The organism is Nitrosomonas marina, assembly GCF_900111605.1.
Classification (GTDB): domain Bacteria; phylum Pseudomonadota; class Gammaproteobacteria; order Burkholderiales; family Nitrosomonadaceae; genus Nitrosomonas; species Nitrosomonas marina_A.
Map to the genome: position 1 here is coordinate 1 of NZ_FOIA01000015.1, position 16,419 is coordinate 16,419.

The 16,419-nt window shown below is 42.1% G+C and carries 16 protein-coding genes and 1 riboswitch; of the genes, 6 read left to right on the top strand and 10 right to left on the bottom strand.

The window, feature by feature from the left end; translation table 11 throughout:
* Positions 1-205 precede the first annotated feature (205 nt).
* From BMY62_RS08145 to BMY62_RS08170, 6 genes are all read left to right on the top strand, one after another.
* Positions 206-1,258 carry a D-alanine--D-alanine ligase family protein gene (locus tag BMY62_RS08145; RefSeq protein WP_177170332.1) on the top strand — a complete coding sequence of 351 codons (1,053 nt, stop codon included), beginning with the start codon at positions 206-208 and terminating at the stop codon, positions 1,256-1,258.
* 4 nt (positions 1,259-1,262) lie between these two features.
* Positions 1,263-1,709, top strand: coding sequence for a GNAT family N-acetyltransferase (locus BMY62_RS08150; protein ID WP_177170333.1), 447 nt, complete (start codon positions 1,263-1,265; stop codon positions 1,707-1,709).
* A gap of 125 nt (positions 1,710-1,834) precedes the next feature.
* Positions 1,835-2,671 (top strand): diaminopimelate epimerase, encoded by an 837-nt coding sequence (gene dapF / locus BMY62_RS08155; RefSeq protein WP_090658493.1) that lies wholly within the window; start codon positions 1,835-1,837, stop codon positions 2,669-2,671.
* 164 nt (positions 2,672-2,835) lie between these two features.
* Positions 2,836-3,075, top strand: coding sequence for a hypothetical protein (locus tag BMY62_RS08160; protein WP_256207503.1), 240 nt, complete (start codon positions 2,836-2,838; stop codon positions 3,073-3,075).
* A 107-nt stretch (positions 3,076-3,182) separates the two neighbouring features.
* Positions 3,183-3,764: an RNA polymerase sigma factor gene (locus tag BMY62_RS08165; RefSeq protein ID WP_090658496.1), complete on the top strand. Its 582-nt coding sequence runs from the start codon at positions 3,183-3,185 to the stop codon at positions 3,762-3,764.
* The gene (locus BMY62_RS08170) at positions 3,761-4,108 is read left to right on the top strand and encodes a DUF3619 family protein (RefSeq protein ID WP_090658498.1); all 348 of its coding nucleotides are present in this window, start codon (positions 3,761-3,763) and stop codon (positions 4,106-4,108) included. Before BMY62_RS08165 ends, BMY62_RS08170 begins: the two co-directional genes overlap by 4 nt.
* 66 nt (positions 4,109-4,174) lie before the next feature.
* Here the strand turns inward: BMY62_RS08170 and BMY62_RS08175 are convergent, their stop codons facing one another.
* From BMY62_RS08175 to metK, 10 genes are all read right to left on the bottom strand, one after another.
* The gene (locus BMY62_RS08175; RefSeq protein ID WP_090658501.1) at positions 4,175-4,999 is read right to left on the bottom strand and encodes an HDOD domain-containing protein; all 825 of its coding nucleotides are present in this window, start codon (positions 4,997-4,999) and stop codon (positions 4,175-4,177) included.
* Between the two features lie 97 nt (positions 5,000-5,096).
* Positions 5,097-5,417, bottom strand: a complete 321-nt coding sequence (rsfS, locus tag BMY62_RS08180) for a ribosome silencing factor (protein WP_090658503.1) — start codon at positions 5,415-5,417, stop codon at positions 5,097-5,099.
* Positions 5,404-6,117, bottom strand: a complete 714-nt coding sequence (gene nadD / locus BMY62_RS08185) for a nicotinate-nucleotide adenylyltransferase (RefSeq protein WP_090658505.1) — start codon at positions 6,115-6,117, stop codon at positions 5,404-5,406. The genes rsfS and nadD overlap by 14 nt, the downstream gene beginning before the upstream one ends.
* A gap of 12 nt (positions 6,118-6,129) precedes the next feature.
* Positions 6,130-7,566, bottom strand: a complete 1,437-nt coding sequence (locus BMY62_RS08190; RefSeq protein ID WP_090658507.1) for a dihydrolipoyllysine-residue acetyltransferase — start codon at positions 7,564-7,566, stop codon at positions 6,130-6,132.
* A gap of 108 nt (positions 7,567-7,674) precedes the next feature.
* Positions 7,675-10,335, bottom strand: a complete 2,661-nt coding sequence (gene aceE, locus BMY62_RS08195; protein WP_090658509.1) for a pyruvate dehydrogenase (acetyl-transferring), homodimeric type — start codon at positions 10,333-10,335, stop codon at positions 7,675-7,677.
* 27 nt (positions 10,336-10,362) lie between these two features.
* Complete coding sequence (gene folD, locus BMY62_RS08200) at positions 10,363-11,223, bottom strand: bifunctional methylenetetrahydrofolate dehydrogenase/methenyltetrahydrofolate cyclohydrolase FolD (RefSeq protein WP_090658511.1); 861 nt, start codon at positions 11,221-11,223, stop codon at positions 10,363-10,365.
* A gap of 24 nt (positions 11,224-11,247) precedes the next feature.
* On the bottom strand, positions 11,248-11,922 hold the full coding sequence (locus BMY62_RS08205) for an ABC transporter permease (RefSeq protein ID WP_090658513.1): 675 nt from the start codon (positions 11,920-11,922) through the stop codon (positions 11,248-11,250).
* A 122-nt stretch (positions 11,923-12,044) separates the two neighbouring features.
* A complete protein-coding gene (metF, locus tag BMY62_RS08210) occupies positions 12,045-12,890 on the bottom strand; it encodes a methylenetetrahydrofolate reductase [NAD(P)H] (RefSeq protein ID WP_090658515.1) in 846 nt (281 codons plus the stop codon).
* 391 nt (positions 12,891-13,281) lie between these two features.
* Positions 13,282-14,715: an adenosylhomocysteinase gene (gene ahcY, locus BMY62_RS08215; protein ID WP_090658516.1), complete on the bottom strand. Its 1,434-nt coding sequence runs from the start codon at positions 14,713-14,715 to the stop codon at positions 13,282-13,284.
* Between the two features lie 17 nt (positions 14,716-14,732).
* Positions 14,733-14,810, bottom strand: a riboswitch (S-adenosyl-L-homocysteine riboswitch).
* A 35-nt stretch (positions 14,811-14,845) separates the two neighbouring features.
* Positions 14,846-16,009 (bottom strand): methionine adenosyltransferase, encoded by a 1,164-nt coding sequence (gene metK / locus BMY62_RS08220; protein ID WP_090658518.1) that lies wholly within the window; start codon positions 16,007-16,009, stop codon positions 14,846-14,848.
* Positions 16,010-16,419: the final 410 nt, after the last annotated feature.

Genomic DNA, 16,419 nt, shown 5'->3' on the forward strand with positions numbered 1-16,419 from the left:
TATAATAAACAAAATGTTATTATACACTAACCAGGAAAAATAACTTCACTTCCAGACTTGCTTCGTTTTGTAATCGCAATTTTTAGATATGCCCTCCATTCGATTTGCATAACTTTTTTTATAAAAAATTTTTCCTGATTATCTATTGAAATAAATAATGAAAAAAATTCATATCGCGTACACCTGCAATATCAGGAAACCAGACATGGAAGATGAACGCTACGGAGAATTTGAAAGCCCGGAAACTATTGAAGCAGTCACAAGTGCTTTGGAACGATCTGGTGCTACAGTCGAGTTGATTGATGTCGATTCCGATATATATTTTCAACTTGAAAAACGCCGCAACAATATTGACCTGGTTTTTAATAACGCTGAAGGTCTTTATGAAAAAGAATTACGCGAAGCCATTGTTCCATTTTTTTGCGAACATTTGCATATCCCTTATACCGGCAGCAGTCCGAAAACATTCATTAACAAAATGGACAAAACTGTAGCAAAAAGAATTGTGGCTTATGATGCCGTGCCAACCGCGCGTTTTCAATTGATGAAGCCAGGCGACCCTCTTGATTTACCGGCCTTTCCTCTGATGGTCAAACCTTATAGCGAAGGAACGAGCATAGGCATCAGCCAAAAAAGTAGAGTAAATGATATGGCTGAGCTTCAGGAAATGGTTACCAATATCCATACGCTTTACCATCAATCTGCTTTAGTTGAAGAATTTCTACCCGGAAGTGAATACACAATTGGTCTTATTGGAAATTATATCTTCCCAATTCTGGAAATTGATTTTGCCAAAATTCCTGAACAGCCATGGGTACGCGACCCGTATGTAAAAAACATCGAGAATCCCTATATTTCCCACCTTGACTGGACCGGTCAATTAAAAGAATTTGCGTTGCTGGCTGTTGCTGCACATGAATCTCTGGAAGTTAAAGATTATAACCGCATGGATTTTCGGAAACGGGATGACCAGTTCTATTTTCTGGAAGCGAATGTCATCCCAGGTATTCATCCAACAGAAGCAGATCTTACAAATATGTGCCGCCATGCCGGTATTAATCATGCAGATATGATTGCATTAATTGTGCACACTGCTGTCCAGCGGCTCTCAAAAACCTTCCCGGAACGGTTTTCAGGTAAAACCGAGCTGCTCCAGAATCAAATCACAAACGTAATGGCCAATATCGTTCCAGCAGGCACGATAACTTATCGGAATCAGATCTACACACTGCTTGACAGAAAACATGGAGCACAATAACAAAATGATCGTACCTATCTCAGAAAGTCTCTATCCGGATCTGTTGAGAATAGCCCTACAGGATATAGGAACCATATACCGATCGGAAATTGAACAAGAGTTGAATGATATTTCTTTTGGGAAATGCTTCGGTATCAGCTTAATGCACAATGATGAGTCCATTGGTTATGTCATTGTAAAAAAGACAATTGATACCTATCACCTGATGACCATTGCAGTTGACAAGAATCATCGTGGCAAAGGCTACGGTTCAATGATGCTCGATGGCATCTTCACCGAAATTGAAAAACGAGGTGGCAGAATTCTTAATGTCACTACGGATGCAGATGCAAATGCAAGCCTGTGTTTCTACCTGAAAAATGGGTTTGTTCTCACCGGAATAGTTCAGGACGAATTCATTTCCGGCGTCGCGCAGGCCCATCTTACCAGACGTATGGGTTACAAACCCTGAAATGTGCGACAACAAAATACTGGCACAACTTTTCCGTTCAACGCATACAGACCTTCAACCTGACCGCAGGCTTACGTACGCGCAATAGACGTAACCATCTCTTCATAGATTGCAAAGGATAAACGATGAGAATCAAAGCAATAAAAATGGACGGGTGTGGTAATTCATTTCTGGTTGTAGATGAAATGAAAACACCACTGGCAGAAATGGATAAAGTGCATCTATCCAAGGCGATGGCTATTCAACATGATACTGACGGAATTTTATATGTAAATTTTCTACAGGGCATGCCAACAATGCGAATCTTTGATCGTGATGGTACCGAAGAAACCATGTGCGGCAATGGATTACGCTGTGCAACTCGATATTTTCGAGATAATTATATACCCAACGACTGTTTCACAATCATGACTGGTGATGGCATTAAACATGTACGAACAAATAATCATACTGTCGAAGTCAATCTTGGAAAAGTTCGAGAGTACCAGCAAATTAATGAGCAGCTACATTTTGTATTTACCGGTGTCCCGCATGTTGTTGTTATTGGCTATTGCATTGATATAGATACAGCTCGAAATCTGGGCAGATCTCTGCGAACGGAAAAATCCTTATGTGAATTTGTAGGTCACCCAGAGGGAGTGAACGTAAATTTTATCTGGCTTGAAGAGGATAGCATTTCAATACGTACCTACGAAGTGGGTGTCGAAAATATTACACAAAGCTGTGGTACTGGCAGCGCAGCAAGTGCTTTTGTTGCTTCGCGTGTCTTCGAAACAGCATTTCCAATCAACACGAGGTCTTTAGGTGGAAACCTGGAAATTACATACGATGACGAATACTTATCCATTAGCGGATTGACGCGGTATCAGGGAAGAATAACAGGATTTATTAATACCCCTTTTACCAAACCGGTGTCTCCAGCTTACTATTGGCCACGCGAATATGCATGGGACAGTCTATAGATTAAGACAGCCTGATGATAGTTTGATGAAACTGACCAATAAAACAGGTGTTTCAACGCAAGGCCGGTCTGCGTCTGAAGAACCTCAAAATACAGCAGACATCATTAATTTCCATTTATTTGACTCTTGATATGGATTTCTCAGTCATAAAATTTTTATTAATTATGATGGCAATGGCACTTGCAGATGTATTCTGGACGCTTTACTTTATCGACGTGGAGGGTAGAAAGGCTCATAACGCATCCCTTTGGTCAGCAATGATCATACTGGTTACTTCATTCACTGTTACAAACTACGTCGAAAATGAAATTTATATTCTGGCCGCCTTCATTGGCGCTTATCTGGGAACATACTTCACGATAAAATGGAAGTTGCGAATAGAGTCAGGTGAAGAGAATTTCTGACTGATTACAGAGCTCGACATCACACCAGTCTGTCACTTGATTTAACGTATAAATTCAAAGTTTATAAATAAAATGCCAGATTGGTTTAATTGATAGGTTGATCTTATTTGGCTACAAAAACTGAATTTTCTAATTTTCTGAAGAAAACCGAGTTGCGCGCATACAAACAAGCATTGTTTGCTGTACGCAACGAACAGGATGCACTGGATATCGTCCAGGATGCAATGATGAAACTGACTAGGAAATATAATGACAAACCTGTTGAAGAATTACCCCTTTTATTTCAGAAAATTTTACAAAATACCATACACGATCATTACCGGCACCAGAAAACACAGTTATTTTTGACCACTCATTTTTCCTCATTTACTTCGTACCAAAAACGCAATGAAAATGATTTGCATGATTATGATTATCTGGAAGCAGTACCCATGCCCGATAATCTGGACTTCGGCAGAAACCCTGATTCTGCGCTGGAACAAACACAAATAATAAATATTATTGAAAAAGCATTGGAAACCCTGCCCTCACGTCAACGGGAAGCATTTTTACTACGTTATTGGGAGGGTATGGACGTCAATGAAACTTCCATAGTCATGGGTTGTTCAGAGGGAAGCGTAAAAACACATTGTTTTCGCGCAGTAACAGCACTTGCCAGTATTTTGCAAGAAAGAGGTATCAGATTATGAATGATGAAGAACTGACAGGAAAAAAAATTGCGAAACTATTAAACCATAGCCTTAATGAAATTGATCAAGATACAACCGAGAAATTGAAGGCTGCCAGAAAAACTGCCCTGGAAAAACTCGGATCATCGGAAAGTATCATTCATTCCGGGAAAAATATTCTGGAACGCCGTGGATTTTACTGGCTTAAAAATATCACACTAACGTTTTTATCTATGATTATTCTGTTTCTGATTTGGAATGGCTACACTTCGAAAATAAATCATGAAAATGCTAACTCAGCTATCACTAATGGCTATATACAAACTGATGACCCGATCGAAGACATATTTCCGGATGATGAATAAGCAGTACTTTTCACTTTACATATAATCGTTCAGTTATACATATTTTATAAAAACATTATTGCTGATTTAAAATTTTTTGTGACTGATAACAGTTATCACTTCTTCTGGGTCTAAATGCAGCAATTGACCAATTTGTTCATAATCCTTGGGCAAGGCGGCGTCATCCCATCCATTGGCGGCATGCCTTGCCAGATTGACAGCCAGTAGTACATTTTTTACACGCTGCTGATCGTGGCAATTATCATCCATCAGGGTTCTTAGCAATCCAGGTAGTTTCCATCGTGTAATCAGTGCGAACTGGAGTGCATGCAGTGAGAAACCCAGTAACTTTTCTTGTATTTGCCTGCTGCGAACGGCTTTATTTTTCGTTTGTAAGTGCTTGATTTTCAGCATTGCTTTTGGCGCATAGCACCACATCAATATTTCCGCAATATCATACATTAATGCAGCTATCCGTATTTCTTCATAATGCAGATCCTGCAAACGAACGGCCCAATCATATGCATAAGCTGATGCCATTCTGTTACGTTGTGTTACTTTCAGCAAACAAACCAGTGCTTCCCTATGGTCAGTTCCCAGTAAATCCTCAACGTATGGTTTAGCAGAAGCAATTTTCAAAGTATTTTCCAATCCAAGCATCAACAGTGTCTGCTCTACCTCCATAATTTCATGAATTTGTGAGCGTCCTCTGTGAAGCTGAAAATATCGCATAAGTTTCACTACCATCAATGGATCATTTTTAATAATCTGAGCGATATTTCGAGCACTGAGACGATCAACATTCTCAATTACAGCAGACAATTTTCGCGCGGTCTGTTTTAGAACAGGTATCTCAGCCTGTGCCAAGTATGTAACGCACTGATCCAGTTTGGAATTGTTTTCTTCTACCATGATCGATGTACAGCACAAATTAACATACTGATTTATATCATGATATATTGCAATTTCTCATTAGGAACAAAGGGCAAAAAAGCTGCTTCTCTTTTAATCAATTCATCCACAACGCCTCCAGATTATAATATTTACGCGTTTCCGGCAGCATAATATGAACAATGACATCACCCATATCCACCAACACCCATTCGCCGGATTGCTCACCTTCCAGTGACAGTATGCTTCCACCGGCACCCTTGATTTTCTCCCGAATATTATCAGCAAGTGCCTTTGTCTGACGTGAAGAACTTGCGCTTGCGATGATAATATAATCAAACATTGATGTTAATTTGGCGACGCTTAATACTTTAATGTCAGACGCCTTGATCTCTTCAAGCGCATCTACAGAAATTTTAACCAGATTATCTGAATTCATTTTTTCCTGAGTACAGGTTATGTGTTTTAATGTAATCTAAAGTGATATCGGGCAACAGATAACGAATACTTTTACCAGTCTTAACAAGACTACGTATTTGAGTTGCAGAAATATCCAGTAATGTTGTATCCGCAGTATAAATCATACCACTGAAGTGCCTGACCAGGTCTCGTGGATCGGTTGTCCATCGTGATGCACATTCAGACAATATCTTTTGTGGTAACTGAGTAGAGTCTGACACACGAATACAACCGGGCCGTTCAACGATAATCAGATGACATAATTGAAACAGTTCACGCCAATGATGCCAGCAATGAATTTTCACAAAAGCATCTGCCCCGATAACGAAACAGAGCACGGCTTTACCGTCATATTCCTGGTGATATTCTTGCAGGGTTGACACTGTGGTACTCACGCCTGAACGTTTTGTTTCACGGTCATCCATGGAAAAACGGGTATTATTCTGAATGGAGAGCGATACCATTCGGACACGATGATGTTTGGATGCACCCGGTGAATCGCGTAAACGAGGTTCGCCGGCAGGTACAAAAAAAAACTGATCGAAGCAGATGGTATCTATCAGTTCTTCAGCTACGCGAAGATGTCCGTAATGTAAGGGATCAAATGTTCCGCCATAAATACCAATAAGTACTGGTCTTTCTGTTGATCGTCCGCTGGAGCATGATAAATCAGCGTACATACAACAAACAGGTTACAGTAATGCCAAACGCATATCTGTTAATACTTCTACCAGATGTGAGGTAAACCGTGCAGCAGCAGCACCGTCAATTACGCGATGATCGTAAGATAACGAAAGTGGCAGTACCAAACGTGGTACAAACTGACCATCTCTGAAGACCGGTTTGTGGCTGGCTTTGGAGACACCCAGAATGGCAACTTCGGGCGCATTGATAATGGGAGTAAATGCTGTGCCGCCTATTCCGCCGAGACTGGAAATAGTAAAGCTGGCTCCCTGCATCTGTGTTGGTTTAAGCCTGCCATCTCGTGCCAGAGATGCCAATTCGCCCAGTTCCCGGGCTATGGCCACTACACCTTTTTGATCGACATCCCGTATTACGGGTACTACGAGACCATTGATCGTATCTACAGCAAAACCAATATGATAATAATGTTTAACAATCAAACTGGTCTCGCCATTGACGGATTTATCCAGTGATGCGTTAAATTCAGGAAATTTTTTTAACGATGCAATTAATGCTTTCATTAAAAATGATAACAACGTTAACTTGACTGAGTCTTTTTTATTTGTTGCGTTGGATTCTTTGCGCAATGCCTCAAGATCAGTAATATCCGCTTCATCAAATTGCGTAACATGCGGAATCATCACCCAGTTTCGGTGCAAATTGGCACCAGCTATTTGCTTGATTCGTGAAAGTGATCTAACTTCTACAGGGCCATGCTTGGCAAAGTCAACTTGAGGCCAAGGCATTAAATCCAGCGGCGCACCCGTTGTGGCGCTCCTGCTGTCCATTTGTATTTGTGATAGCTTGGCTTTTACATATGCCTGAACGTCTTCTTTCAGAATTCGCTGTTTTCGACCGCTGCCAGTAATCATATCCAGATTAACGCCTAATTCACGTGCAAACCGCCGTACGGATGGACCAGCGTGTGCTTTTGAAGGCAAGGATTCTGTTAAAAGCGGATCCGGCGACGCAGGTTGTTCCTTCTTCAGTTTCGTCTGTGGTTGTTCCTTCGTCGACTCTTCCTGTGTTAGAGGTTCAGCTGATTCTGATTCTGATTCTGATTCTGTTTTTGTTTCTGTTTTTGTTTCTGTTATTTCCTGTTGCTCAGTCTCAGGCTGAGAAGCGGATTGTGTGTCTGCTGCTTCAGTTTTATCGGGTTCCTTTTTAACTGAATCCGTCTTTTTCTCTGAATTTTCAGCTAATTCCTTCACTTCCATCACGGCAATAGGTGTACCTTCGGAAACCTTGTCACCTGTCTTGACCTTAAGCTCTTTGATAATACCCGAGTAAGGCGCTGGGATATCAATAGTTGCCTTGTCCGACTCCAGCGCTAGCAAAGAATCTTCAGCACTTACCTCGGAGCCAACCTGAACAAAAACCTCAATGACAGGAACATCCGAAAAATCCCCGATATCCGGAATATGCACTGTTTTAAGTTCACTCATATGCTTTCCTTGAATTTTTTATTGAAAAAGCAATACTGAGGTACTGACAGCACATGAAAATTACACCTTTCGGATATCATTATTACGCCACTTGCAGTATGTATAATATTAAAGGGTCACAGGATCCGGTTTCTCCGGATCGATACCTAATTGCTTGATAGCCTGCGTGACTGCTTTAGCCGGTACTTTACCTTCATCAGCCAGTGCCTTTAATGCCGCGACAGTTATATAATTTCGATCAACTTCAAAAAACTGGCGCAACTTTTCACGCGTATCGGAACGGCCAAAACCATCCGTACCTAATACCCGGTAGGTACCGGGTACAAATTCACGAATCTGGTCTGCGTAGGTTTTCATATAGTCTGTCGCAGCGATTACAGGGCTCTCTTTCCGTTTCAAACAGTCTTCAATATGTGAGATTCTCGATTTTTTCTCAGGATGCAGCATATTCCATCGGTGTATTTTCAAGGCTTCCCGCCTTAACTCGGTGAAACTGGTCACACTCCAGATGTCTGCATTTACGCCATAATCGCGTTTCAAGATATCTGCAGCAGCAATTGTTTCTCGCAAAATCGTTCCCGATCCGAGTAAGTGTATATGCGGATCTTTACTGCGTTTTGCAGCTTCCCTGAACAAATACATTCCTTTCAGGATAGACTGCTCCATACCCTTAGGCATCTCCGGATGAGAGTAATTTTCGTTCATTACTGTAATGTAATAAAATACATCCTCCTGGTTCTGGCACATACGGCGCAAACCATCCTGAACAATCACAGCCAGCTCATAAGAGAAAGCGGGATCATATGATACGCAGTTAGGAATTGTGGATGCCACGATATGACTATGACCGTCTTCATGCTGCAAACCTTCTCCATTGAGCGTAGTTCTACCAGCCGTTCCACCTATCAAGAAACCACGGCACCGCATATCGCCCGCAGCCCAGATCAGATCGCCGACACGCTGAAATCCAAACATGGAGTAAAAAATAAAAAAAGGAATCATTTGAATGCCATGCGTGCTGTAGGAAGTTGCAGCCGCAATCCAGGAAGACAAAGCGCCGGCCTCATTGATACCTTCCTGCAGGATCTGACCATTTTTGTCTTCCTTGTAATACATCAACTGATCTGCATCCTGAGGTGTATAAAGCTGGCCAACGGACGACCAGATACCCAATTGACGAAACATACCCTCCATACCAAAAGTACGCGATTCGTCAGCGACAATCGGTACGATATGTTTTCCAATCTGTTTATCTTTAGTCAGAATATTCAGTATACGCACATACGCCATTGTCGTTGAGGATTCCCGTCCTTCGCCGCTGGGCTTCAACACGGATTCAAATGCACTCAACGACGGCACTTCCAAAGGCTCAGCCTGACGTTTACGGCGATGATAAAAGCCGCCCAATTCAGCACGGCGCTCACGCATATAAACATACTCATCTGAATTTTTCTCAAATGTCAGATAGGGTACGTCATCTATTTTGTCATCAGGTATATTGAGACCAAAACGATCGCGAAATGCCTTTAAGGATATTGTTCCCATCTTTTTCTGTTGGTGGGTGATATTCTGCGCCTCTCCCGATTCGCCCATTCCGTAGCCTTTTATCGTTTTGGCCAGGATCACGGTCGGCTGCCCCTTGTGCTTCACCGCTTCAGTATAAGCTGCATACACTTTATGCGGATCATGCCCACCTCTGTTCAAACGCCAGATATCATCATCCGACATGGTTGCAACCATTTCCAGCAACTCGGGGTACTTGCCGAAAAAATGCTTTCGTACATATGCACCATCTCGAGCCTTGAAATTTTGGTATTCACCGTCAACACATTCCATCATGCGCTTCTGAAGCAACCCTTTGGTATCTTTGGCAAGCAGCGGATCCCAATATGAACCCCAAATAACTTTAATGACGTTCCACCCAGCACCACGAAATGCGGCTTCAAGTTCTTGAATGATTTTACCGTTTCCTCTGACCGGTCCATCCAGGCGCTGCAGGTTACAATTAACGACAAAAATAAGGTTATCCAGTTTTTCACGTGATGCCAGCGTTATGGCGCCCAGGGACTCGGGCTCATCCATTTCTCCATCGCCCATAAATGCCCATATTTTGCGTCCATCCGTATTTGCAAGACCACGGCTTCCAAGGTATTTCATGAAGCGTGCCTGGTATAAAGCCATGATAGGCCCAAGTCCCATCGATACAGTCGGAAACTGCCAAAATGAAGGCATCAGCCAAGGGTGTGGATATGAGGACAAACCATTACCGCCAGCCTCCTGACGAAAATTGTTCAGATGTTCTTCAGTCAATTCTCCGGCTAGGAAGGCGTAGGCATAAATACCTGGTGATGAATGCCCCTGTACATACACCAAGTCGCCTCCATGCTCCTCGCTGGGTGAATGCCAGAAATGATTGTATCCAACATCATACAGTGTAGCAGCGGAAGCAAAACTTGCAATATGTCCGCCCACATTAGTAGAACGATTAGCTCTGAGCACCATTGCCATAGCATTCCAGCGTACGTATGAACGAATACGATGTTCTATTGCATTATCACCCGGCGAACGCACTTCCCTTCCTGTCGGTATGGTATTAATGTACGCCGTATTGGCACTATATGGCAGATATGCGCCCGAGCGCCGCGCCTTTTCTACCAGTTTTTCCAGTAGAAAATGAGCGCGTTCCGGGCCCTCGTTAATCAACACAGATTCCAGCGCATCAAGCCACTCTTGCGTTTCTTGCGGGTCTATATCAGGATGTAAATCCATGTTATTCAATTGGTAGCCATCAATTAATCATCTTGTATTCTGTAGAGTACGTTCTGCCGCGAGTATAGTATTACATAGTAACATCGTAATTGTCATTGGACCCACACCCCCAGGAACAGGCGTTATATAGCCTGCCACCTCTTTGGCCGTCTCAAATTCGATATCACCACACAGGCTCCCATCCGGCAACCTGTTAATACCAACATCAACAACAGCGGCGCCGGCTTTTAACATGTCTGCGGTTATAATTCCTGGCCGACCGGTGGCGACCACCAGAATATCAGCCGATCGCGTAAACTGCGCCAGATCTTTGGTTTTAGACGTGCAAATCGTAACAGTGGCACCTCGCTCCAGAAGCATCATTGCCATCGGTTTGCCGACAATGTTACTACGGCCGACAACTACAGCGTGTTTTCCTTCAATTGCAACTTTGCTGTGATCCAGCATCACCATCACCCCATACGGCGTGCAAGGTATGAAATTAGTATTGCCGGTAACTAAAGCGCCTACGTTACAAAAATGAAAACCGTCAACATCCTTTTCTACTCCAATCGAAGCAATAACTTTGTTATTTTCAAAATGTGATGGTAACGGCAATTGCACCAATATACCGTGAACGTGACTATTACGATTCAAGACATCGATGCAATCCAGTATCTCGTCCTGCTCGGCATTACAGGAAAATTGATGTACTTCGGAATGAATGCCGATTTCACTGCAGGCTTTGACCTTATTGCGCACATAAATAGCTGAAGCGGGATTGTCGCCAACTATGATAACCGCGAGTCCAGGCCTTGTTCCCTGCTTGGTTAATTTTGCTGCACGATTCTTCCATTCTGCACGAACATTCCGTGCAATCAGTTTTCCATCGATAATATATGCGCTCATTTAATCGGCAGCCGTGCTTCTGATTTAAGTCGATTGCTTGTTTTTCTTGATTTTCAGATAATAAATCAATAATCCGACCAAAAATACTGGTATTACAAACAGCGCTGCCGAAATCAGCCCCGCAGCCAGTATGGCTATCGTACTATTACCTGGCATAAATAATGTAATGAACCATATTACAACAAATGCAACAAATAATCCGCCATAGAGCATTATTTTCTTGCCTCGATCATATAGACGCCAGAAAGCGCCAGAGACCTGAATATCATCGATATAATGTTCAAACACCTCTACCAGACTCTGATCATTCGGTTGCGATTCATAACCTATGACGACAGCCAAAGCATTACTTCCATCCTCCATTGACGCCATTCGTTTCAGAAACTCTATGCGTTTGCTGGCTTCTTTTGGCTTGGTTCCATCCCGTATTAGCATTACCTCCATAGCCTCAAATGCCGTTTCACGCGGATTCTGAGCTTGCTTTAACCCTTCAGCATACTTCCACATGACACCAATCAAATACAGTTGTGTCGTCAAATCCCTGAACTGAGGTGCAAAATCATAATTTTTATCTTTGACGAACCCAAGCTGAGTAGCCAGAACATCTCGCCCATAGTCAATACAAGCATCAACTGGTGAGTTATCAGGCACGGTGTTTTCTTCACTGTTCACTTCCACATCATTTGGTTTTTCATCCATCTTGCAATCACCTTAATTATTTATGACGACTTCTTCATATCATATATTATATACCGGCTAACAGGGATGAAAGATGATCCGGCTTATTAAACGCACATGATATTCAGACTGGCGTTAATTTTTCAGATACCCAAGCGTTGCCAAATTTTCGACGTCAGCTCAGCGCTGTTCATGGTGTAAAAATGCAAACCTGGCGCACCTTCTTTTAATAAGCGCTCGCACATATCCGTTACAACATCCAAACCAAAAGCATGGATAGATGCGGTATCATCTCCGTACCCTTCCAATTTTTTACGAATCCAGCGAGGAATTTCAGCTCCACAAGCATCTGAGAACCTCACTAATTGTGAGAATTTATTGATAGGCATAATGCCTGGTACAATTGGGACTGACAACCCCATTGATTCACATGATTCGACAAAATAAAAATATGCATCCGCATTATAAAAATACTGAGTAATCGCAGAATCGGCGCCGGCTTCAATCTTACGCTGAAAATTTTCCAGGTCTGCTTTGTACGAACGGGCTTGCGGATGACACTCAGGGTATGCTGCTACTTCAATATGAAAACCTTGACCAAATGCTTCCCGTATATATTTGACGAGCTCACTTGCATAACGAAACTCACCTGCTTGTGCCATGCCAGATGGAATATCACCACGTAAGGCAACTAATTGCTGCACACCTGCAGCCTGATATGTTTCCAAAATTGAGAATATATTTTTCCTGGTGGAACCAATGCAGGAAATATGCGGCGCAACACTATATCCTTCAGACTGCATTTCGAGTACAGTTTCGAGTGTGCGTTCCCGAGTCGAACCGCCTGCACCAAAGGTCACTGAAAAAAATTTTGGTTTATGCTGCGCAAGTTTTTTGCGCGCTACTCTCAATTTCTCAACACCTAACTCTGATTGTGGAGGAAATAATTCAAAACTATAAGTGGGAGAAAACTTTTTTTGTGATTCCATGTTGGATAATTGGGAAACATTAGAATTTACGCTAACAGACAAATATGATAATTCTTGCGTTTAGAAATGCAGACTTCAAGACACCTGAATTTTCGATGATGTAATGTACTTGCATATCGTGTTTCGAGAACACAAAACTAGAATCATATTACTCAGTATATGCTTTCCGATAGCACAATACCCATGAAAGTTAAACAGGAGCTATGGACAAATACACATCTATTTGTAACCTGCTCAACTAATAAAAAGATCTAAAAAAAGCTAATTGAGTGTTGAGCAAATTTTTTGAATGTTTGTTTTGGCTGTTGTATTTTAAAATCTCAGGTTGAACAAGCTCTGATACTTGATGAAAAGAACTTGTTCAACTTTTTTCAGCCAGTCTTTGAGTAACTTAGTAACGATACATTTCAGGCTTGTATGGTCCGTTCTTGTTCAACCCCAAATAAACAGCCTGCTCATCAGTTAATTCTGTCAACTGAGCCCCGAGTTTCTTCAAGTGCAATCGAGCAACTTTTTCATCGAGATGCTTAGGCAAGACATACACTTCTTTTTTATATTGTTTTCCATTCGTCCAGAGTTCCATCTGAGCCAACACTTGATTGGTAAATGAATTTGACATAACAAAAGACGGGTGTCCCGTAGCGCACCCAAGATTTACCAGCCTTCCTTGAGCCAGCACAATGATTCTGCGACCTGTTGGAAAAATCACATGATCCACTTGTGGTTTGATATTCTCCCATTGATATTTTTGGACAGAAGCGATATCAATCTCGGAATCGAAATGCCCGATATTGCATACGATAGCCTGATCTTTCATTTTCAGCATATGATCGTGGGATATGACTCTCACGTTGCCTGTTGCTGTTACAAAAATATCAGCCTTATCACAGGCATCTTCCATAGTTACCACCCGGAAACCTTCCATTGCTGCCTGTAATGCACAAATTGGGTCTATTTCAGAAACCCAAACGGTAGCACCTAGTCCACGCAGAGATTGGGCACAGCCTTTACCAACATCACCATAGCCACATACCAAGGCTATCTTTCCAGCAATCATGACGTCAGTAGCACGCTTGATACCATCAACCAGTGATTCTCTACATCCATAAAGGTTGTCAAATTTTGATTTCGTGACAGAATCATTTACGTTGAATGCTGGGAATGGAAGCTCCCCGTTCTTTTGCATTTCATACAATCTGTGTACACCTGTGGTTGTCTCCTCTGTAACACCATTGATACTCGCCAGTTTGTTGGAATACCAATTTGGATCAACTGCCAGTTTATTTTTGATTGATGCGAATAATGCCTGTTCTTCTTCATTCGACGGATTAGCAATAACAGAAATATCTTTCTCTGCCTTGCTTCCAAGTATCAGTAGTAAGGTGGCATCGCCGCCATCGTCCAGAATCATATTTGCATTCTGCGACTGATCTGCAGATTTCCATTCAAAAATCTGATGTGCATAATCCCAGTACTCTTCAAGAGATTCTCCCTTGTAAGCAAATACCGGAATACCCTGGGCTGCGATCGCAGCAGCAGCGTGATCCTGTGTTGAGTAAATATTACAAGAAGCCCAGCGTACTTCGGCACCCAGCGCAACCAGAGTTTCAATCAACACTGCTGTTTGAATGGTCATGTGCAGAGATCCGGCAATACGTGCTCCGGCTAATGGTTTCTGTTCTGCATATTCTTCACGCACTGCCATCAAACCGGGCATTTCTGTTTCAGCGATTGCAATTTCTTTTCGCCCCCATTCGGCCAAGGCTATATCTGCTATTTTATAATCTGTAAAATTGCTTCCATTTGGATTAAGCACAGCGTTCATAGTCTTTCTCCTATAACATCGAACGAGCGCCGTTTTATTGATATCCACAAGCTGAGCCTCACGGAATAATTTCCGCTGCAGCGCCCCTCAGCGTTGTGAACCAAATAATTAATTAAAATGAAATGAGTTTTTAGATACCTGCTTCAGCACGCAGAAGTTCAGCTTTATCTGTAGCTTCCCAGGAAAATTCAGGTTCTTCGCGTCCAAAATGCCCATATGCAGCTGTTTTGGAATATATCGGACGCAGCAAGTCTAATGTATGGATAATTGCTCGTGGTCGTAAATCAAAGTGCTTTTCAATCAGTTGAATAATTTTACTATCTGGAATTCTTCCGGTTCCAAAGGTATTAACCATCAAAGAAACGGGTTTTGCAACACCAATTGCATAGGCAACCTGCACTTCACACTGACCCGCAAGACCTGCAGCCACAACATTTTTGGCTACATAACGCCCCGCATAAGTCGCAGAACGATCAACTTTCGAAGGATCCTTGCCAGAAAAAGCTCCACCTCCATGGCGCGCCATACCGCCATAAGTATCAACAATAATTTTGCGCCCTGTCAACCCGCAGTCCCCCATTGGACCGCCGACAACAAAACGACCGGTCGGATTGACCAGATATTGGGTTTGATTATTCAGCATTTCTTGTGGCAGAACGGGTTTGATTATTTCCTCAACAACGGCCTCTGTTAGGACATCATGGGAAATATCAGGGCTATGCTGAGTAGAAATAACCACTGTTTCGATATATTTCGGCTTGCCATTCTCATATCTGACAGACACCTGGGATTTTGCATCGGGGCGAAGCCAAGATAATTTTCCGTTTTTTCGCAAAACTGACTGCCGTTCAACCAGTCGATGCGCATAGTAAATGGGCATAGGCATCAGTTGCGGCGTTTCATCACAGGCATAACCAAACATCAAACCCTGGTCACCCGCACCTTGGTCCATCTCCTCTTCTTTTGTTCGATTTACACCTTGTGCAATATCGGGAGACTGCTTATTAAATGCCGTTAAAACCGCACACGTCGTTGAGTCAAACCCTATATCTGAACTGGTATATCCTATATTTCGTACCGTCTCACGTGCAATGACATTATAATCTATTGTTGCATTTGTGGTTATTTCACCTGATAAAACAATTAGTCCGGTGCTGCACAATGTTTCGCAGGCCACTCTAGCATTGACATCCTGTTCTAAAATTGCATCAAGTACAGCATCTGATATCTGATCGGAAACTTTATCCGGATGGCCTTCTGATACCGACTCGGATGTAAAAAGATAATCGCTCATGATCTACCTTATTTTATTTATAAAAGCCTTAAATAATACCAAATTATCCGTATCTTATAAACCCCGAACCTGAATCACAAAGTAGTCATGCCATTTTTTTATCTTTAAAACCAATAGCATTCTACATCTTTTGGTTACCTAGAATTCAGTTTGACACTATCAATATCACATAGAACAAAATTCGATTTCCGGCAGTTCGACAGTCGTTAGCCATACGATATGTAAACTCAGAAATTCCAAGATGCTATGGGAAAAAAACTATGGATACGCTCTAAAATAAATCTTGTTACAGGGATTTTTATTTGAACGTTTCTATTTGAAAAGCTGGCTAAAATTTGTTAGTGGAAGCTTTAACGGCAGAATAGAGGAAAAAATTAGAACTACAAGTGCTGTTTTTATGAAAAATTGAG